The following is a 20,179-nucleotide window of genomic DNA, read 5'->3' on the forward strand; positions in this document are numbered from 1 at the left end:
AGAGACGAGAAGGCCAGGACGTCGGTTGGCCTTTGTTCAGAGCGCGATGCCGTTAGAAGGCCAGATCCGTGCGGAGCAGGAAGATGTCGCCCTTGTCGCTGTTGGCGGCGACGTCGGAGCTGAGCTTGAAGTGGTTGTATTCCGGCGCGACGCTGAAGCCGGGGGCGACGACATATTTGGCGCCGACGGTGATCAGCTCGAACTTGCTGCGGCCGCGGATCGTCAGATCGCCGGCATCCTTGGCGTTGAGGTAACCGACGCCGAGCGTGGTGGCGCCGAAGGTGTACTGCGCGCCGGCCGTCCACACATCCTGCTTCTCGCGGCTGACGATGCCGGGGGTGCTGGCCTTGGCATAGCCGCTGTCACCCGACCAGGCATAGCTGCCGCCGATCTTGAAGCCGGCATAGGCCAGGGTCAGACCGGCATGGGTCGAGGACAGGTTGTCGAAGCTCACCGCCGGGGTGGTGGTGGAGTTCTTGGCCTGTCCGCCGAGATAGAACAGGCTGCCGTTGACCGCCACGCCGCCGAGCGTGTTGGTGTAGGTGCCGCCGACTTCATAGACGTCGCGATAGGCGCCGGTGCGGTTGGCGGACGCCAGCGCCAGCTTGGAGCGGTTGATGTCGGTGCCGCTGCTGTCCGACGACGGCTGGTAGGAGGCGCCGAACTTGAAGCCGGCGAATTCCGGGGTCCAGTAGGTGGCGCGGGTGGCGCTGTTGCCGGAGATCAGGGCGCGGATGTTGCCGATGGTGACCGGCGCGTTGGCGGCGCTGTTGCCGAGCCAGGACGGGAAGGAGCCGTCGACGCCGCCGGTGCCCCAGTCGGACGGGGCGATGATGCCGCTGTCGTCCGACGGACCGTTCTCCACACCCAGATGCAGGACGCCGAAGCCGCCATTGACGAACATGAAGGCGCGGTCATAGCTGGTGGTGCGGGCGTTGCCGGTGCCGTTCTCGGCCAGCAGGCGCAGGCGGGCGCCATATTCCAGACCGTTGTCGGCCTTGGCCTTCGGCGTCACCAGCAGGCGTAGACGGTTGCGGAACTCGGTGTTGCGCTGGCCGGCATCGCGGTCCTGGTTGACGTAGCCGCCTTCGAAATAGGCGTCACCGCCAATCGTGATATCGAACTTCGACTGGGCCGACGCCGGACCGGCGGCCACGACGGAGGCGAGCGAAAGGGTGGCTGCGCCAAGCAGCAGAGCGGATCTCACCATCAGGGGTTTCCTCTTTTAAGGTTTGCTTGTTATTGCGTCCAAGTCTTCAAAAGACAGAGCGGTCCTGCGGCCATCCTCCCCGGCGAAACACCGGATGAGGATGGCTGATCCCGCGTCAGCGCTCCCCTGACGCAGCGAGATCGGGGTTCAATCCTTGCCGAGCGTCCCATCGACGCGGCGCCACAAGCCCAGCGGGTTGCCGTCGCGCAAGGGCACCGGCAGCAGGTCGGCGGGGATGTCCTGGTAGCAGACCGGACGGAGGAAGCGGCGGATCGCCAGCGTGCCGACCGAGGTGCCGCGCGGGTCCGACGTCGCCGGGAACGGGCCGCCATGCACCATGGCGTGGCAGACCTCGACCCCGGTCGGCCAGCCGTTCGCCAGCAGCCGACCGGCCTTGCGCTCCAGCGTCGGGATCAGCCCGGCCACCGCCGCCTTGTCCGCCGCGTCCATCTGCAAGGTCGCCGTCAGCTGTCCTTCCAGCCTTTCGGCGACCGCCACCATCGCCGCCACGTCCTTGCAGCGGATCAGCAGCGAGGCGGCGCCGAAGACCTCCTCCTGCAACCCGCTGTCGGCCAGGAAGGCGTCCGCCGTCGTGGTGAAGAAGGCCGCCTGCGCCTGGTTCGGCCCGTTGCAGGCCAGACCGCGCGCCAGCGTCGCCACCGCGCCGCTGCCGGCCAGCCTGGCGACGCCGCTGTCGAAGGCGGCATGGATGCCCGGCGTCAGCATGGTCGACGCGGCACTGCCGCCGAGAGCCTCCACCGCCGCCGCGACGAAGCGGTCGAGCTCCGGCCCCTCCACGCCCAGCAGGATGCCGGGGTTGGTGCAGAACTGCCCGGCTCCCATGGTCAGCGAGGCGACGAAGCCCTTGCCCAGCGCCTCGGCCCGCGAGGCCAGCGCCGCCGGCATCAGGAAGACCGGGTTGATGCTGCTCATCTCGGCATAGACCGGGATCGGCTCGGGCCGCCTGGCCGCCACCCCCATCAGCGCCAGCCCGCCGCCGCGCGAGCCGGTGAAGCCGACCGCCTTGATGCGCGGATCGGCGACCAGCGCCGTGCCGATCTCCCGTCCATTGCCGAACAGCAGCGAGAAGACGCCTTCGGGCAGGCTGCAGGACGCCACCGCCGCCTGGACGGCGCGGCCGACCAGCTCGGAGGTGCCGGGATGGGCGCCATGGCCCTTGACCACCACCGGGCAGCCGGCGGCCAACGCCGACGCGGTGTCGCCGCCGGCCACCGAGAAGGCGAGCGGGAAGTTCGACGCGCCGAACACCGCGACCGGCCCCAGCGCGATGTGGCGCTGGCGCAGGTCGGCGCGCGGCAGCGGCGCGCGGGCCGGCTGCGCCGGGTCGATGCGGGCCTCGATCCAGCCGCCCTCGCGCACGACCTGGGCGAACAGGCGGAGCTGGCCGACGGTGCGGCCGCGCTCGCCCTCCAGCCGGGCGCGCGGCAGGCCGGTCTCGGCCATGGCGCGGACAATCAGCTCGTCGCCGATGTCGAGGATGGCCTGGGCGATGGTCTCCAGGAAGGCGGCGCGCCGCTCCAGCCCGGTTTCGCGGAAGGCGTCGAAGGCGGCCCAGGCCAGCGCGCAGGCGCGCTCCACCTCGGCCACGCCGCCGCCGCCGAAGGCAGGCTCCAGCGCTTCGCCGGTGGAGGGGTCGACGGCGCGGAACGCGCCCTGGCCGCCGCGATGCGCCGAAGCGCCGATCAGCATCTCGCCGGTGATGGTCATGATATCTCCATGGTCGGGGCGTCTTGCCCCCTCTCTAACGCTCCCAGCCGCGAGACCTCACCGGCCCCAGCGCAACACCAGCGGATCGAGCCGCTTCGCCGCGTCCAGCAGTCCGGCACGGCTGATCGGGTGCGGGTTGGCCACCGGGTGGCGCATCGCGTCGGACGCGATGATGCCGCCCTCCTTCATCAGGATCTTGGCGGTGGCGATGCCGCACTGGCGGTTCTCATGGTTGATCAGCGGCAGCCAGCGGCCATAGGCCGCCACCGCCGCCTCGCGGTCGCCGGCCAGATAGGGATCGACGATCTGGCGGATGCCGTCGGGATAGCCGCCGCCGGTCATCGCGCCGGTGGCGCCGGCATCGAGGTCTGCCAGCAGGGTGATCGCCTCCTCGCCGTCCCACGGCCCCTCGATGGCGTCGCCGCCCAGCTCGATCAGGGTGCGCAGCTTGGCCGCCGCCTGCGGCACCTCGATCTTGAAATAGGAGACGTTGGCGATCTCCCGCGCCATCCGCGCCAGCAGGGGCGCCGACAGCGTGGTGCCGCTGACCGGCGCGTCCTGGATCATGATCGGGATGTCGATGGCGTCCGACACACGGTTGAAGAACTCGACGATGCCGGCCTCCGGCACGCGGATGGTGGCGCCATGGTAGGGCGGCATCACCATCACCATCGCCGCCCCCAGATCCTGGGCGCGGCGGCTGCGCTCGGCACAGGCGCGGGTGCTGAAATGGGTGGTGGTGACGATCACCGGCACCCGGCCGGCGACATGGGCCAGCATCGTCTCCATCAACGTCGTGCGCTCGTCGTCGGTCAGCACGAACTGTTCGGAGAAGTTGGCGAGGATGCACAGACCGGTCGACCCGGCGTCGATCATGAAATCGACGCACCGCTTCTGGCCGTCGAGGTCCAGGTCTCCCGACTCGGTGAAGATGGTGGGAACGACGGGGAAGACGCCACGATAAGGGCGGGCGCTGGACGGCATGGCGATGGTGTCCTTTGTCGAAATCGGATCGGGATTCGAGTCGGATCGAAACCCGGTGCCGGAAAGAGCCGAAGCTATGGGGTGCCGAAGCGTCCGGGCGGCAGGCCGCGGACGCCGGGGTCGCACTCGAACAGCGCCCCGGCCAAGGGCTCCTCGGGCCGGCCGTGCGCCGCGGTGGTGATGAACAGCCGGTCGAGGTCCGGACCGGCGAAGACACAGGAGGTGACGCGGGAAACCGGCAGCGCGATCGCCCGGTCGAACGTCCCGTCGGGATGGAAGCGGCTGACCCGCCCACCATCCCAATGGCAGACCCACAGCCCGCCCTCGGCGTCGCAGGTCATGCCGTCGGGATAGCCGTCGGCCTCGCCGAAGCGGATGTGGACGCGCTTGCCCGACAGGCTGCCGTCCGACAGGCCGCCATCGGCGCCGATATCGAAGGCGTAGACCGTCCGCGCCGCGCTGTCGGTGTGGTAAATCGTGCGCCCGTCGGGCGCCAGCGCCGGCCCGTTGGCGACGGTATAGCCCTCGTCGACCCGGGTGACGGCGCCGTCGGCGTCGATCCGGTAGAAACCGCCGGCCGGCGCCTCCTCCGAATCGTCCATGCTGCCGATCCACAGCCGGCCGGCGCGGTCGGCCTTGCCGTCGTTCAGCCGGTTGCCCGGCTTGTCCGGCTCGATCCGGGCGATCTCCCCGCCGATCAGCGCACGTCCCGGCTCCAGCCGCAGGCGGACGACGCGGCGCGAGCGCAGGCCGGCGACGAAACCGTCGCCGTCGGCATCCTCGACCAGCCAGCAGGCGGCGTCATCCAGCTCCCACACGGCCTGCGAGCCGTCGGACAGGCCATGGCGCAGGATCCGCGCGCCGCGGATGTCGACGAAGTAAACCGCGTCCTGCCGCGGGGACCACAGCGGCCCCTCCCCCAGCAGCGCCCTGGCCTGCCAGACACACCGCGCTTCCTGCGCCATACCGTTCAGCCCCCCAAAGGCCCCACCGGAATCCCACCGACCGTCCTTGACGGGCGGCCATTTTAAATTTTGTTGACGGCCCCAACGATAAGGAGACACTTGATAATCGTCCAATATGAAGATCGGCGTTCGCGATATCAATTATCGTATCCCGGTGCCATTGCCCCATCGGAGGCGTTCCCCCGTGACTCCCCAACGCTTTTCGCCGAACTGGTTCCAGAAGGCGCGGCTGAAGCTGCGCCATCTCCAGCTCTTCGCGGCGCTCGACGAGCATCGCAACCTGCACCGCGCCGCCGCCAGCCTGAACATGTCGCAGCCCGCCGCCTCCAAGCTGCTGGGCGATCTGGAGGAGACGCTGGGGATCGAGCTGTTCGACCGCCATGGCCGCGGGATCGAGCCGAACTGGTACGGCAGCATGATGATCCGCCATGCCCGGATGATCCTCAGCGAATTGCAGGAGACCGGGGAGGAGCTGAACGCCCTGCTCGCCGGGCACAGCGGCCGCGTGTCCATCGGCACGGTGATGGCTCCGGCGGTGGAGCTGGTGGTGCCGGTGATCAGCGGCCTGACCCGCGACCATCCCAACCTGAAGGTGGCGGTGGCGGTGGAGACCAGCGATGTGCTGGCCGAGCGCGTCCGCCAGGGGGTGATGGATTTCGCCATCGGCCGCCTGCCCGGCCATTTCGACCCCACCGCCTTCGAATATCAGGAGATCAGCAGCGAGGAGCTGTGCTTCATCTCCCGCGAGGGCAACCCGCTGCTGACGCTCGGCCGCCCCCTGACCGCCGCCGATCTCTCCGACGCCACCTGGATTCTCCAGCCCGTCGGCACGCTGCTGCGCGACCGGGTGGAGGCGCTGTTCCGCGCCGAGGGCGCCCGCCTGCCGCACAGGGTGATCGAAAGCGCCTCTCCCGTCATCTCGATGGCGATGGTGGCGGAAACCGATTCGGTCACCGTCTTCGCCCGCGCGCTGGCCCAGGTCTTCTCGCCCAGCGGCTGCTGCGCCATCATGCCCTTCCACAAACGCTTCAGCGTCGAGCCCTACGGCATTTTCTGGCTGAGGGACCGGCCGCTTTCGCCCGGCGCGCGCACCGTGCTGTCCGCCGTGCGCGCGGCGTCGGAACGCAAGATGCGCCAATCCCCAACCCCATCCCCAACCCCCGCCACCGTCGCGGCGCCCGCCTGATCCGACCAATACCAAAACGAATATCGGTTTGCTGAATAATCATATTTGACAGTTATGGCGAAACGGAGGATTGCTAGTGGCACAAACCATCACGCTCAACGCCATCCGCGCCACAGAACGCGGGGGCGGCGTATCGCGTGCCGCAGTAACGGGGAGGATTCCGGTCCATGTCGTCCGCTAAGCGTACTTCCTTCAGCTCGAAATTCGCCGGCCTCGCCGTCGGCCTCCTGGTCGTCGCCGGCGCCGCCGTCCCGGCCATGGCCCAGGACAAGCCGACGGTCGGCATCGCCATGCCGACCAAGTCGTCCGCCCGCTGGATCGACGACGGCAACAACATGGTCAAGTATTTCCAGGAAAAGGGATACAAGACCGACCTGCAATATGCGGAGGACGACATCCCCAACCAGCTCGCCCAGATCGAGAACATGGTCACCAAGAACGACAAGATTCTGGTGATCGCCGCCATCGACGGGACGACGCTGACCGACGTGCTGCAGAAGGCGGCGGAGCGGGGCGTGAAGGTCATCGCCTACGACCGCCTGATCCGCGGCTCGGCCAATGTCGACTATTACGCCACCTTCGACAATTTCCAGGTCGGCGTCCTCCAGGCCTCCTACATCGAGAAGGCGCTCGGTCTGAAGGAGGGCAAGGGCCCGTTCAACATCGAGCTGTTCGGCGGCTCGCCCGACGACAACAACGCCTATTTCTTCTACAACGGCGCCATGTCGGTGCTGCAACCCTACATCGACAGCGGCAAGCTGAAGGTCGGCAGCGGCCAGGTCGGCATGGACAAGGTGTCGACCCTGCGCTGGGACGGCGCCGTCGCCCAGGCCCGCATGGACAATCTGCTGAGCGCCTATTACGGCAACAAGCGGGTTGACGCCGTGCTGTCGCCCTATGACGGGCTGAGCATCGGCATCATCTCCTCGCTGAAGGGCGTGGGCTACGGCTCGGCCTCGCAGCCGATGCCGGTCGTCACCGGCCAGGACGCCGAGGTGCAGTCGGTCAAGTCGATCCTGGCGGGCGAGCAGCGTTCCACCGTCTTCAAGGACACCCGCGAACTGGCGAAGGTCACGGTGGGCATGGTCGACGACCTGCTGGCCGGCCGCACCCCGCAGGTCAACGACACCAAGACCTACGACAACGGCAAGAAGATCGTCCCCTCCTATCTGCTGAAGCCGGTCAGCGTCGACGCCTCGAACTGGAAGCAGGTCCTGGTCGATGGCGGCTACTACAAGGAATCGCAGATCAAGTGAGTGAACGGCGCGGGAGCGGGAGCCATCCGGCGACCGCTCCCGCGCCTCGCCTAACGGCAGGTCGGGCGATCAGGGGTTTATCCATGAACAGTATTCTTGAGATGCGCGGCATCACCAAGACGTTCCCGGGCGTCAAGGCGCTCGACAACGTCAATCTCTCGGTCCGCGAGGGGGAGATTCACGCGCTGATCGGCGAGAACGGCGCCGGGAAATCGACGCTGATGAAGGTGTTGAGCGGCGTCTACCCGCACGGCAGCTACGAGGGTGAAATCCGCTTCGCCGGCCAGCCCGTCGCCTTTCGCAGCATCGCCGACAGCGAGAAGCTGGGCATCATCATCATCCATCAGGAACTGGCGCTGGTCCCGCTGCTGTCGATCACCGAGAACCTGTTCCTCGGCAACGAGCAGGCCAAACGGGGCCGGATCGACTGGGTCGCCGCCACCGCCCGCGCCCGCGAGCTGCTGCGCATGGTCGGCCTGACCGATTCGCCCGAGACCCTGATCACCGACATCGGCGTCGGCAAACAGCAACTGGTGGAGATCGCCAAGGCCCTGTCCAAGGAGGTCAAGCTGCTGATCCTGGACGAGCCGACCGCCAGCCTGAACGAGAGCGACAGCGACGCGCTGCTGGAGCTGCTGCTGCGCTTCAAGGAGCAGGGCATCTCCTCCATCCTGATCTCGCACAAGCTGAACGAGATCGCCAAGGTCGCCGACCGCGTCACCATCCTGCGCGACGGCACCACGGTCGAGACGCTGGATTGCCAGCACGCGCCGATCAGCCAGGACCGCATCATCAAGGGCATGGTCGGCCGCGACCTCGCCGACCGCTATCCGCGCCGCGCCAGCAACCCGGGCGACATCCTGTTCGAGGTCAAGGGCTGGAACGCCGACCACCCGATCCATGCCGGCCGCCGCGTCGTCAAGGACATCGACCTGCATGTGCGCCGGGGCGAGGTGGTGGGCATCGCCGGACTGATGGGCGCCGGCCGCACCGAATTCGCCATGAGCCTGTTCGGCCGCTCCTATGGCCGCAACATCCGCGGCCGGGCCTTCCTCGGCGGGCGCGAGATCGACGTGTCGACCATCCGCCGGGCGATGAACAGCGGTCTCGCCTACGCCACCGAGGACCGCAAGCATTACGGCCTCGTGCTCGACAACGACATCCGCCACAACGTGACGCTGGCCAAGCTGGACGGGGTCGCCAAGCGCGGCGTCATCCACCACGAGCGCGAGATCGAGGTGGCCAATGAGTTCCGCCGCCGCCTGCGCATCCGCTGTTCCGACGTGTTCCAGCAGACGGTCAACCTGTCCGGCGGCAACCAGCAGAAGGTCGTGCTGAGCAAATGGCTGTTCGCCGACCCGCAGGTGCTGATCCTGGACGAGCCGACCCGCGGCATCGACGTCGGCGCCAAATATGAAATCTACACCATCGTCAACCAGCTGGTGGCCGAAGGCCGAGGCGTCATCCTGATCTCCTCGGAACTGCCGGAGCTGCTGGGTGTCGCCGACCGCATCTATGTGATGAACGAAGGCGCCCTGGTCGCCGAGATGCCGGCGGCCGAGGCCAGCCAGGAAAAGATCATGCACGCCATCATGTCGTCCGCCTCGCAATCCACGGCGGCCCGCGCCGCCGTCGCCGCCGCCGCTTTGAACACTGGTGCCCGGGAGTCCCTGCAATGAGCGCCGAACTGAACCTGCCGGCCGCGCCGCCGCGCCAGGCCTCGATGGCCAAGTTCCTGAAGAGCCACATGCGCGACTACGGCATGCTGATCTCGCTGCTGGCGATCGTGGCGTTCTTCCAGTACATGACCAACGGCACGCTGCTGCAACCGCTGAACCTGACCAACCTCGTCCTGCAGAACAGCTACATCGTCATCATGGCGCTGGGCATGCTGCTGGTGATCGTCGCCGGGCACATCGACCTGTCGGTCGGCTCGATCGTCGGCTTCATCGGCGCGCTGGCCGCCATCCTGATGGTGCAGTTCCACTGGCACTTCATCCCGACCGCCATCGTCAGCCTGATCGCCGGTGCGGCGATCGGCGCCGCCCAGGGCTATTGGGTCGCCTATTTCCGCATCCCGTCCTTCATCGTGACGCTGGCCGGCATGCTGGTCTTCCGCGGCCTCAGCCTCGCCCTGCTCGCCGGCCAGTCGGTCGGTCCCTTCCCGGTGGAGTTCCAGCGCCTCAGCTCCGGCTTCATCCCGGATTTCTTCGGCACCGAAGGCTTCCACACCACCACGCTGCTGCTGTGCCTGGCGACGCCGGCGATCATGATCGGATTCAGCATCGCCGCCCGCCTGCGCCGCCACCGCTTCGCCATCGAACAGGAACCGCTGGTCCTGTTCCTGCTGAAGAGCGCCGGCCTGTTCGCCGTGGTCGCCTATGTCGGCTGGCTGCTGTCGACCTACAAGGGCCTGCCCAACGTCCTGATCATCATGGCGCTGCTGATCGGCCTCTACGCCTTCGTCACCCGCGACACCACCATCGGCCGGCGCATCTACGCGCTGGGCGGCAACGAGAAGGCGGCCAAGCTGTCGGGCATCGACACCCGCCGCCTGTCCTTCTACACCTTCGTCAACATGGGCGTGCTGGCGGCGCTCGCCGGCCTGATCTTCGCCGCCCGCCTCAACACGGCCACGCCGAAGGCCGGCGTGTCGTTCGAGCTGGACGTGATCGCCGCCTGCTTCATCGGCGGCGCCTCGGCGTCCGGCGGTGTCGGCCGGGTGACCGGTGCCGTGATCGGCGCCTTCATCATGGGTGTGATGAACAACGGCATGTCGATCCTCGGCATCGGCATCGACTGGCAGCAGGTGATCAAGGGTCTGGTGCTGCTCGCCGCCGTCTGCTTCGACGTCTACAACAAGGGCAAGGCCTGACGGCGGTCTTGTGACCGCCGCCCGCCTCTCCCCGACCGGACATACCGCCATGACGCTCCCCACCCTCGGCCTCGTCGGTCTGGGAAAGATCGCCCGCGACCAGCATCTCCCGGCCATTGCCGCGACCGGCCTGTTCCAGCTCGCCGCCGTGGTCAGCCCGGACGGTGCGACGGCCGACGATGTTCCGAGCTTCCGCTCCCAGGCCGAGATGCTGGCGGCCCTGCCGAACCTCGACGCGGTGGCGCTCTGCACCCCGCCCGCCGTCCGCCATGGCCTGACGGTCGAGGCGCTGCGCGCCGGCTGCCATGTGCTGATCGAGAAGCCGCCCGCCGCCGCCCTGTCGGAGCTTCACGATCTGGTGGCGGAGGCCGACGCCGCGCGCCGCACCCTGTTCACCGCCTGGCATTCACAGTTCAACCCGGCGGTGGAGGAGACCAGGCGCCGGTTGGCTGATGTCGGCATCCGCAGCGTTGCCATCACCTGGAAGGAGGATGTGCGGCGCTGGCATCCGGGCCAGGACTGGATCTTCGCGGCCGGCGGCTTCGGTGTCTTCGATCCCGGCATCAACGCCCTGTCGATCCTGACCGACATCCTGCCGGCCCCGGTCTTCGTCCGGTCCGCCGACCTGCATGTGCCGGCCAACCGTGACACCCCGATCGTCGCGACGCTGGAGATGGGGGCCGCCCCCGGCTCCCGCATCGGCCGGGTGACCGCCGATTTCGACTTCCTCCAGCTCGGTGAGCAGACCTGGTCGATCGTGATCGAGACCGACGCCGGCCGCCTCGACCTGACCCATGGCGGCACCCGCCTGATGGTGGACGGGGTGATGACGGTCGCCGAGCCGGACAGCGAGTATCAGCGCATCTACCGCCATTTCCACCGGCTGATCACCGACGGGGCGAGCGACGTCGACGCCCGCCCGCTGTCGCTCATCGCCGACGCCTGCATGGTCGGGCGCTGGCACCGCACCGATGCCTTCGACTGGTAGCAACCCCCGCGACAGGTCCGCGACTGGGAGGTCCCGCATGCCCGCAACCAGCATCCAGATCGGCACCCGCATCGGCCACCGGATCACCGCCGGCAGCGCCGGGATCCTGCTGTTCCTCGCCGCCGTCGCCGGGGTGGGCATCAACGCCCTGTCGGAGACCGACATGGTGGTGCGCCGCAACGGCGTGCTGGCGGAACAGGTGGTCGATCTCGGCCGCATGCAGGCCCTGATGCTGGACATGCGCCTGAAGACCACCGCCTTCCTGCTGAACGGCCGCGACGAGGACGCCGACGGCCTGTCGGGCGAGGCCGAGGATCTGCGCGGCTGCGTGTCCCGCTTCCTGGCGGACATGCGCGCGGCCTGATCCCCCCCCAACGCGACGCAACCCCAACTCCGGCGCCGGCCCATCCGGTCGGCGCCCCAACTTGAAACCGGTGCCGATATGTCCGAGACGAAGCCCCCCTTCCCCGCCAATTCCTCCGATTCAGGGCGTCGGCTGCGCTCGCGCGCGTGGTTCGACAACCCCGCCAACCCCGACATGACGGCGCTGTATCTGGAGCGTTACCTGAATTTCGGCCTGACGCGGGAAGAGCTTCAGTCCGGCGCCCCGATCATCGGCATCGCCCAGACCGGATCCGACCTCAGCCCCTGCAACCGCCACCATCTGGTGCTGGCCGAACGGCTGCGCGAGGGCATCCGCACCGCCGGCGGCATCGCCATCGAATTCCCGGTCCACCCGATCCAGGAGACCGGCAAGCGGCCGACCGCCTCGATCGACCGCAACCTCGCCTATCTCGGCCTGGTGGAGGTTCTGCATGGCTATCCGCTGGACGGCGTGGTGCTGACCATCGGCTGCGACAAGACCACCCCGGCCTGTCTGATGGCGGCGGCGACCGTCAACATCCCGGCCATCGCGCTCTCGGTCGGCCCGATGCTGAACGGCTGGTTCCGCGGCGAGCGCACCGGCTCGGGCACCATCGTGTGGAAGGCCCGCCAGATGATGGCGGCCGGCGAGATCGACTATCAGGGCTTCATCGAGCTGGTGGCCTCTTCCGCCCCCTCGACCGGCTACTGCAACACCATGGGCACCGCCTCGACCATGAATTCGCTGGCCGAGGTGCTGGGCATGCAGCTCCCCGGATCCGCCGCGATTCCCGCCCCCTACCGCGAGCGCCAGCAGGCCGCCTATGAGACCGGCAAGCGCATCGTCGAGATGGTGCGCCAGGACATCAAGCCGTCGGACATCCTGACCCGCGACGCCTTCCTGAACGCCATCGTCGTCAATTCGGCCATCGGCGGCTCGACCAACGCGCCGATCCACATCAACGCCATCGCCAAGCACATCGGCGTGCCGCTGACGGTGGACGACTGGCAGACCCACGGGCTGGACGTTCCGCTGCTGGTCAATCTCCAGCCGGCGGGCGAATATCTGGGCGAGGACTTCCACCGCGCCGGCGGCGTGCCGGCGGTGGTCGGCCAGCTGATGACCAAGGGCCTGATCCGCGAAAATGCGCCCAACGTCAACGGCCGCACCATCGGCGAGAACTGCCGCGACACCGAGATCCTCGACACCCGCGTCATCCATCCGATCGACGACCCGCTGAAGATCAACGCCGGCTTCGTGGTGCTGCGCGGCAACCTGTTCAACGCCGCCATCATGAAGACCAGCGTCATTTCCGAGGAGTTCCGCGAGCGCTACCTGTCCAACCCGAAGGATCCGGAGGCGTTCGAGGGCAAGGTCGTCGTCTTCGACGGGCCGGAGGATTATCACCATCGCATCGACGATCCCTCGCTGGGCATCGACGCCTACACCATCCTGGTCATCCGCGGCGCCGGCCCGATCGGCTATCCAGGCGCTGCGGAGGTGGTGAACATGCGTCCGCCCGCCGATCTCATCAAGCAGGGCGTTCATTCCCTGCCCTGCATCGGCGACGGGCGCCAGTCCGGCACCTCGGGCTCGCCCTCGATCCTGAACGCCTCGCCCGAGGCGGCGGCGGGCGGCAATCTCGGCCTGCTGCGCAGCGGCGACCGGGTGCGCATCGACCTGCGCCGCGGCAGCGCCGACATCCTGATCTCCGAAGCGGAACTGGCTGAACGCCGCGCCGCCCTGGAGGCCGCCGGCGGCTATGCGGCACCGGCGTCGCAGACGCCGTGGCAGGAGATCCAGCGCGGCATCGTCGACCAGCTCGACGAGGGCATGGTTCTGAAGCCGGCGGTCAAGTACCAGCGCGTCGCCCAGACCATGGGCATTCCGCGCGACAACCACTGACGCCATCGCGGAGGGGGGCGGATCAGCCCCCCTCCAACAGCTCGCGCACCGCGTCCATCGCCGCGAGGGCGCGGGCGAAGGCGGCTTCCGCCGTCGCCGCGAGGTCCTGGGCCTCGGCGCGGCGGCCTTCGCGCATGCCGTCCTCGACCGCGCGCATCAGGCCGACGAAGCCGGTCAGGCCGAAATGGCTGGCGGCGCCGGCGAGCCGGTGGGCGATGTCCTCGATCTCCTCATCCGCGGCATCGACGGCGGTCAGGCGGGGCAGCCCCTCCTCCGCCGAATCCAGCAGCAGCCCGCGGATGGTGGCGAAGCGCGCCGGGCCGAGGGAGCGGATGTAACGCTCCAGCACCTCCCGGTTGACGTCCTCCTCGACCACCGGCGGATGGGCGGGCGGCTCGTCCGTCTCCCCCCCGGTGGACGGGACGGAGGCCTCGTCGGACCGCGACGCGACGGCGTTCGACAACAGGTGCATCAGCCGTTCCGGGAAGATCGGCTTCTCGATCACCGCATCGATGCCGGCGGCGATGTAGCGGGCGCGGTCGGCGGCGAAGACGTTGGCGGTCACCGCGACGATCGGCACCGCCGCGCGGTCGGCATCCGCCAGGGCGCGGATGCGGCGCGCCACCTCCGGCCCCTCGATGTCGGGAAGCCGGATGTCCAGCAGGACGGCATCGAAGCGGCGCCGGCTCGCCAGCTCCAGCGCCCGCTCCCCGGTTTCGGCGATGGTGACGCGGTGGCCGGCATCGGACAACAGGCCCAGCGCCACCTCGCGGTTGATCGCATCATCCTCCACCAGCAACAGGGCCAGCGACCGCACCCGGTCGATCGGCAGCAGCCGGCCGGGCCGCGCCGGCAAGGCCGGCTCCTCCACCCGCAGCAGGGGAATGGTGACGGTGAAGACGCTGCCCAACCCCTCGACGCTGTCCACCCGGATGCTGCCCTGCATGGCGTCGAGCAGATGCCGCACGATGGCCAGGCCCAGCCCACTGCCGCCGAAGCGCCGGGCGATGGTGGAATCCGCCTGCTCCAGCTTCTCGAAGATGGCGGCGCGGCGGTCGGCCGGCACGCCGATCCCGGTGTCGCGCACGGCCAGACGCAGCCTCTCGCCAATCATCCCGCTTCCGGAATGTTCCGGTGCCGTTTCGATATCGACGCGCAGATCCACCCCACCGCGTTCGGTGAACTTCACCGCGTTGCCGACGAGGTTCACCAGGATTTGCCGCAACCGCTGACGGTCGACCACCACCAGCGCCGGGACCGCCGGCGCGATGTCGAGGCCGAGGCCGATCCCCTTCTCGTTCGCCAGTCCTTCCACGGTCGCAACGACCTCCTCCAGCACCGGCAGCAGGGCGCAGGGGGCGGGATCCAGCTCCAGCTTGCCATCCTCGATCTTGCGCAGGTCGAGGATGTCATTGACCTGATCGAGCAGCCCGTGGCCGCAGCGCATGATCGACATGGCATAGCGCCGCTCGCCGGACTCCAGCCGGCCGGTCAGCAGAAGCCGGCACAGGCCGAGGATGCCGTTCAGCGGCGTGCGCATCTCGTGGCTGACGGTGGCGAGGAACTCCGTCTTGGCGGCGTCGGCGCGCTCCGCCCGCTCCTTGGCCTGCCGCAGCTCCTCGCGCGCCCGGCGCGAGGCGGTGATGTCGTTGGCGACGCAGATGATGCGGCAGCGCCCGTCGCCCGACCATTCGAAAGGATGGCGCTGCAAGGCGAACACGGCGTTCTCGCCGTTGCGGGGCAGCACCAGCTCCTCCATCCCCAGCGAGCGCATGGCGCCGGGATCGCCGCCGGCCAGCGCCCGCCCGGTCTCCGGCCCCAGCACCTCGGCCAGCGTGCGGTCACCGATATCGGCGCGGCGGGTGGCGAAACAATCCTCCGCCGCGCGGTTCCACAGGACGACGCGGCCGGTATCGCCCTCCAGCACATAGAGCACGCTCGGCACATTGTCGATGACCGCGTCGAGGAAGGCCCGGGTCCGGCGCAGCAGTTCCTCCGCCTCGCGGCGGCGGGTGATGTCGACGACCGAGCTGAGCAGCACCTCCTCCCCCTGGAACTCGAAGGCGATGCCGGACAGCAGGCCCCACAGCCGGCGGCCGGTGCGGGTCACCAGCTCGGTCTCGACATCGAGGGCGAGGCCGCTGGCGAAGACATCGCGGACGAACTCGTCGCGCACCTGCGGGACGGACCAGACGCTGGCGGCGGGACGGCCCAGCAGCTCGGCCGCCGCCGCCGCCTCGAACAGGTCGGCGGCGCGGCGGTTGACGAAGCGGATCTGGCCGTCGGCCCGCCCGGAGATCACCAGCGGCACCGGGGCCACCTCCAGCACCGTACGCAGCCATTGTTCGTTGCGGCTGAGGGCCGCGCTCTTGTCCTCGGTCTCCTGGATGTAAAAACGCAGGGCGCGGGCCAGCTGGCCGATCTCGTCGGCGCCGGTCACCGGCACCTCGGCCCGGCCGCCGCCGGTGCGGTCGCGGATCGCCTCGCTGACCGCCCACAGCCGGGCCAGCACCTTGCGCCGGACATACAGCACGGAGAGCACCATCCCCAGCACCACCACCCCGACCGAGGCGAAGAACAGGCGGGTGTAGGTGGTCGACACCTCGATGATCCGCTGACGGCTTTCCTCCGCCGCCTTGGTCTGTTCGACGAAGATGCCGGTGTTCAGGCCGGTGTTGACCAGCGACACCTGATTGGCGCGGTCGACCAGCCCGTTCAGCATCTCCGACGCCTGCAACTCCGCCTGCCGCTGGCGGAAGACCGAGCGGTCGCCCTCCACCACCGAACGCATGGCCTCGACCAGCCGCAGCAGCCGGTCCGACACGCCATCGGGCGGGAAGCCATCGGACACGCCGGCCGGCACCGCCGCGTTCAGCGCCGCCAGTTGCGCCACGGCGCTGTCGGCCAGCCGGGCCAGGGCGAAGCTGTTCTCCGCCTGATGGACCGACGCGATCAGGAACAGCAGCCGTTCGGCCATCGCCAGCCAGCGCTGGACGCCGGCATCCTCCACCCCGCGCAAGGCGGGTTCGGCCAGGGCGTCGGCCATCCGCCGCACGTCGCGGGTGCGCTCGGCCAGGGCGCGGCGGGCGGCGATGCGGGCGGTCACGCCACGGTCGATGGCATCGCGCAGCCGCAGGATCTCGTCGCGCTGCAACTTCAGCCCGGCGATCCGCTGGGCCTGCCGGCCGTCGGCCGGCTCCATCTCCGCCAGCAGCCGGTCATAGCCGTTCAGCTGGTCGGCCAACCCCTGCTTGATCGTTTCGCGTCCGAAATTCTCGTTCGACAGAGCCAATTGTTCCAGGGTCCGCATGATCCGCTGGTGCTGGCGTTCCAGCTTGGCCGAGGCGACGACCGCCGGGAACTGTTCGGAGGTGACCTTGGTGATGCCGGCATGCAGCCCGTCGAAGGCGATATAGGCGCCGAGCCCGATCAGGAAGGCGACCAGCCCGTTGAAGGCGAGCGCGCCGAACAGCCGCGTGCCGACGCCAATCCTGACCACCCCGGCCCGCTCGATCCCGGACCCGTCACCCATGGACCTGTCGCCCGCCATTCCCGTTTCCGCCCGCCCGCCCGACCCCGCCCGCCCGGTTCCGGCACCCCGTCATTTGCGCGATGCCGCCGGCAGCGTATCATAGCCCGGCTGCCGGATGAGGGGAGAAGGATGCGGATGAAGCCTGTCGCCGCCGCGGTCGGCCTGCTGCTGGCTCTGCATCCGGTGCCGCCCGCCGACGCGGCGCCGCCCGACACCATCTCCGCCCGCGCCACCGACCGGCCGGTCCTGGCGGAGATCGAGCGGCGCGGGGTGGTGCGCTGCGGGGTGTCCTTCAATCCCGGCTTCGCCGCCAACGACGACGGTGGGCGGCCGGTCGGCTTCATGGTCGATCTATGCCGGGCGCTGGCCGCCGCCGTCCTGGGCAAGGCCGACGCCATCGAGATCCGCCGGCTGTCGAAGCCGCAGGAATTCGATGCCGTGGCCGCCGGCGAGGTCGATGTCTCCTTCGCCCAGACCTCCTGGACACTGACGCGGGACGTCACCCATGCCGTCGATTTCGGGCCGCCGGTCTTCTACGACGTGCAGGGGATCGCCGCATGGCGGCTGCCCGACGGCGGGTCGGCGCTCGATGGCGGCGAGTTGACGGTCTGCATGCCGGCCGGCACCACCACCCAGGCCGAGATGGAATCGCTGATCGCCGGGGGAAAGCGCCCATGGAAGCTCCGCAGCTTCCCCGGCTGGCCCGACGCGCTGGAAGCCTTCCTCAGCCGCGATTGCGCCGCGCTCGGCGCCGACCGCGCCCAATTGACCACGGCGTTGCACATGCTGGGCCTGCCGCCGGACTCGCTGGAGATCACCGACGCGCCGCTCGCTTCGCGCGAACCGCTGGCACCGATGACCCCGAACAGCGACCGCAATTGGATGGCGGCGGTGCGCTGGACCATGTTCGCCCTGTTCCTGGCCGATGATGCCGGGGTTTCCGGCGCCAACGCCAATTTCCAGCGCATCACCGGCGGCAGCGAGATGCGGCGCCTGCTGTCCGGCATCCCGGAGGTGGCGGCGAAGGCCGGCCTGCGCCCGGACTGGGCCTATCAGGCGGTGGTGCAGGTCGGGAATTACGGCGAGATCTTCGACCGCAACCTCGGCGCCCGCTCCCCCTTCAAGCTGGAGCGCGGCCTGAACCGGCCTTGGACCCAGGGCGGACTGCTCTACGCCCCGGTGTTCCAGTAATCCCGGCGGTCATCGCCAAGCGCGCTTGCCCTCGCTCCCTGGCTCCACCCCCGACTAAGGTCGGGGGTGACGCGAATGGTTCGCGCACACAACTATTATCGATAAACCAAGGTATCTGATCGGTTATCAAATCATCCGATCATAAAAACCATCTGAAAAAGACCAACCACAGTCCTGGATTGTTCACTTGGGAGGGTGAAGACCATGGCCTATGCGGCTTCGACGGGAGACGCCGTCCGACCGATGACGGGCGAGGAGAAGAAGGTCATCTTCGCTTCGTCGCTCGGAACGGTGTTCGAGTGGTACGACTTCTATCTCTACGGCTCGCTCAGCGCGGTCATCGCCGCGCAGTTCTTTTCCGGCGTCAATCCGACGGCGGGCTTCATCTTCGCGCTGATGGCGTTTGCCGCCGGCTTCGCGGTCCGGCCCTTCGGCGCGCTGGTCTTCGGCCGCCTCGGCGACATGATCGGCCGCAAATACACCTTCCTGGTCACCATCCTGATCATGGGCCTGTCGACCTTCATCGTCGGCATCCTGCCCAACTACGCCTCCATCGGCATCGCCGCCCCGATCATCCTGATCGCCCTGCGCCTGCTCCAGGGCCTGGCGCTGGGCGGCGAATATGGCGGTGCCGCCACCTATGTCGCCGAACATGCCCCGCATGGCCGCCGCGGCAACTACACCTCCTGGATCCAGACCACGGCGACGCTCGGCCTGTTCCTGTCGCTGCTGGTGATCCTGGGCTGCCGGGTGTCGGTGTCGCCGGAGGATTTCAACGCCTGGGGCTGGCGCATCCCGTTCCTGATCTCCATCGCCCTGCTCGGCGTCTCGGTGTGGATCCGGCTGATGCTGAACGAATCGCCCGCCTTCAAGAAGATGAAGGAGGAGGGCAAGCATTCCAAGGCGCCGCTGACCGAGTCCTTCGGCCAGTGGAAGAACCTGAAGATCGTCCTGCTCGCCCTGTTCGGCCTCGTCGCTGGTCAGGCGGTGGTCTGGTATACCGGCCAGTTCTATGCCCTGTTCTTCCTGACCCAGACGCTGAAGGTCGATGCCCAGGCCGCCAACCTGATGATCGCGGCGGCTTTGCTGATCGGCACGCCCTTCTTCGTCATCTTCGGCTCGCTGGCCGACCGGATCGGCCGCAAGCCGATCATCATGGCCGGGCTGCTGCTGGCCTGCCTGACCTATTTCCCGCTGTTCAAGGGGATCACCCACTACGCCAACCCGGCGCTGGAAGAGGCCATCGCCACCGCCCCGGTCGTCGTGGTCGCCGATCCGAACGAGTGTTCGTTCCAGTTCAACCCGGTCGGCACCAGCCAGTTCACCAGCTCGTGCGACATCGCCAAGAGCGCCCTGGTGCGGCGCGGCATCCCCTACACCAACGAGGCCGCCCCGGCCGGCACCGTGGCGTCGATCACGGTCGGCAGCACGGTCATTCCCAGCTATTCGGCCGTGCCGCAGGCCGGCACCACCGTGTCACTGAGCCATGGCCCGGCGACCGCCGCCACACCGACCGATGCCAAGGCCGCCGGTGCCGCCTTCGACAAGGGTCTGGGCGACGCGCTGAAGGCCGCCAACTATCCGGCCAAGGCCGATCCGGCCCGCATCGACGCGGTGATGGTCATCGCCCTGCTGACGGTGCTGGTCATCTATGTGACCATGGTCTACGGCCCGATCGCCGCCATGCTGGTGGAGATGTTCCCGACCCGCATCCGCTACACCTCGATGTCGCTGCCCTACCATATCGGCAACGGCTGGTTCGGCGGCTTCCTGCCGACCACCTCCTTCGCCATCGTGGCGGCCACCGGCGACATCTATTCCGGCCTCTGGTACCCGATCGTCATCGCCGCCGCGACGCTGGTGATCGGCCTGCTGTTCGTCCGCGAAACCAAGGACGTGGACATCTACCAGCACGATTGAGCGCCCGCAGAACGCTTGCGGACGGGGCGGGCGGAGGGTTTCCCTCCGCCCGCCCGCGCAATTTTGTGATAACAT

At 68.6% G+C, this 20,179-nt stretch carries 14 protein-coding genes; 9 read left to right on the forward strand and 5 right to left on the reverse strand.

The features are described from left to right. Positions 1-52: 52 nt before the first annotated feature. The 4 genes from AZL_RS31960 to AZL_RS31975 all read right to left on the reverse strand — a co-directional run bounded on the left by AZL_RS31960 (position 53) and on the right by AZL_RS31975 (position 4,887). Positions 53-1,210 carry a porin gene (locus tag AZL_RS31960; RefSeq protein WP_012978496.1) on the reverse strand — a complete coding sequence of 386 codons (1,158 nt, stop codon included), beginning with the start codon at positions 1,208-1,210 and terminating at the stop codon, positions 53-55. A gap of 147 nt (positions 1,211-1,357) precedes the next feature. Continuing rightward, entirely contained in the window at positions 1,358-2,938 is a 1,581-nt protein-coding gene (locus AZL_RS31965; RefSeq protein ID WP_012978497.1) for an aldehyde dehydrogenase (NADP(+)), read from the reverse strand. Between the two features lie 57 nt (positions 2,939-2,995). Next, a complete protein-coding gene (locus tag AZL_RS31970; protein ID WP_012978498.1) occupies positions 2,996-3,922 on the reverse strand; it encodes a dihydrodipicolinate synthase family protein in 927 nt (308 codons plus the stop codon). 74 nt (positions 3,923-3,996) lie between these two features. Continuing rightward, entirely contained in the window at positions 3,997-4,887 is an 891-nt protein-coding gene (locus AZL_RS31975; protein ID WP_012978499.1) for an SMP-30/gluconolactonase/LRE family protein, read from the reverse strand. Positions 4,888-5,071: 184 nt separating this feature from the next. On the opposite strand from AZL_RS31975, the gene AZL_RS31980 reads away from it, so the two are divergent. The 7 genes from AZL_RS31980 to AZL_RS32010 all read left to right on the forward strand — a co-directional run bounded on the left by AZL_RS31980 (position 5,072) and on the right by AZL_RS32010 (position 13,461). Next, complete coding sequence (locus tag AZL_RS31980; protein WP_012978500.1) at positions 5,072-6,073, forward strand: LysR family transcriptional regulator; 1,002 nt, start codon at positions 5,072-5,074, stop codon at positions 6,071-6,073. Between the two features lie 167 nt (positions 6,074-6,240). Beyond that, positions 6,241-7,329 (forward strand): multiple monosaccharide ABC transporter substrate-binding protein, encoded by a 1,089-nt coding sequence (gene chvE / locus AZL_RS31985; protein WP_012978501.1) that lies wholly within the window; start codon positions 6,241-6,243, stop codon positions 7,327-7,329. Between the two features lie 83 nt (positions 7,330-7,412). Continuing rightward, the gene (mmsA, locus tag AZL_RS31990; RefSeq protein WP_012978502.1) at positions 7,413-9,008 is read left to right on the forward strand and encodes a multiple monosaccharide ABC transporter ATP-binding protein; all 1,596 of its coding nucleotides are present in this window, start codon (positions 7,413-7,415) and stop codon (positions 9,006-9,008) included. After that, positions 9,005-10,204: a multiple monosaccharide ABC transporter permease gene (gene mmsB / locus AZL_RS31995; protein ID WP_012978503.1), complete on the forward strand. Its 1,200-nt coding sequence runs from the start codon at positions 9,005-9,007 to the stop codon at positions 10,202-10,204. The genes mmsA and mmsB overlap by 4 nt, the downstream gene beginning before the upstream one ends. 49 nt (positions 10,205-10,253) lie before the next feature. Next, positions 10,254-11,192: a Gfo/Idh/MocA family protein gene (locus AZL_RS32000; protein ID WP_012978504.1), complete on the forward strand. Its 939-nt coding sequence runs from the start codon at positions 10,254-10,256 to the stop codon at positions 11,190-11,192. 37 nt (positions 11,193-11,229) lie between these two features. Further along, positions 11,230-11,556: a hypothetical protein gene (locus tag AZL_RS32005; protein WP_042446720.1), complete on the forward strand. Its 327-nt coding sequence runs from the start codon at positions 11,230-11,232 to the stop codon at positions 11,554-11,556. Between the two features lie 78 nt (positions 11,557-11,634). Continuing rightward, positions 11,635-13,461 (forward strand): IlvD/Edd family dehydratase, encoded by a 1,827-nt coding sequence (locus tag AZL_RS32010; protein ID WP_012978505.1) that lies wholly within the window; start codon positions 11,635-11,637, stop codon positions 13,459-13,461. A gap of 22 nt (positions 13,462-13,483) precedes the next feature. Here AZL_RS32010 and AZL_RS32015 read toward each other — a convergent pair whose 3' ends face one another. Next, positions 13,484-16,993, reverse strand: a complete 3,510-nt coding sequence (locus tag AZL_RS32015; protein ID WP_247894557.1) for an ATP-binding protein — start codon at positions 16,991-16,993, stop codon at positions 13,484-13,486. A gap of 135 nt (positions 16,994-17,128) precedes the next feature. Between AZL_RS32015 and AZL_RS32020 the strand changes: the two genes are divergently transcribed. Beyond that, complete coding sequence (locus AZL_RS32020; RefSeq protein ID WP_247894558.1) at positions 17,129-18,184, forward strand: amino acid ABC transporter substrate-binding protein; 1,056 nt, start codon at positions 17,129-17,131, stop codon at positions 18,182-18,184. 204 nt (positions 18,185-18,388) lie between these two features. Next, a complete protein-coding gene (locus tag AZL_RS32025) occupies positions 18,389-20,104 on the forward strand; it encodes an MFS transporter (protein ID WP_042446891.1) in 1,716 nt (571 codons plus the stop codon). The last annotated feature ends 75 nt before the right edge of the window (positions 20,105-20,179 follow it).

Origin of the sequence: Azospirillum sp. B510 (assembly GCF_000010725.1) — a bacterium.
In the GTDB taxonomy this organism is placed as follows: Bacteria; Pseudomonadota; Alphaproteobacteria; order Azospirillales; family Azospirillaceae; genus Azospirillum; species Azospirillum lipoferum_B.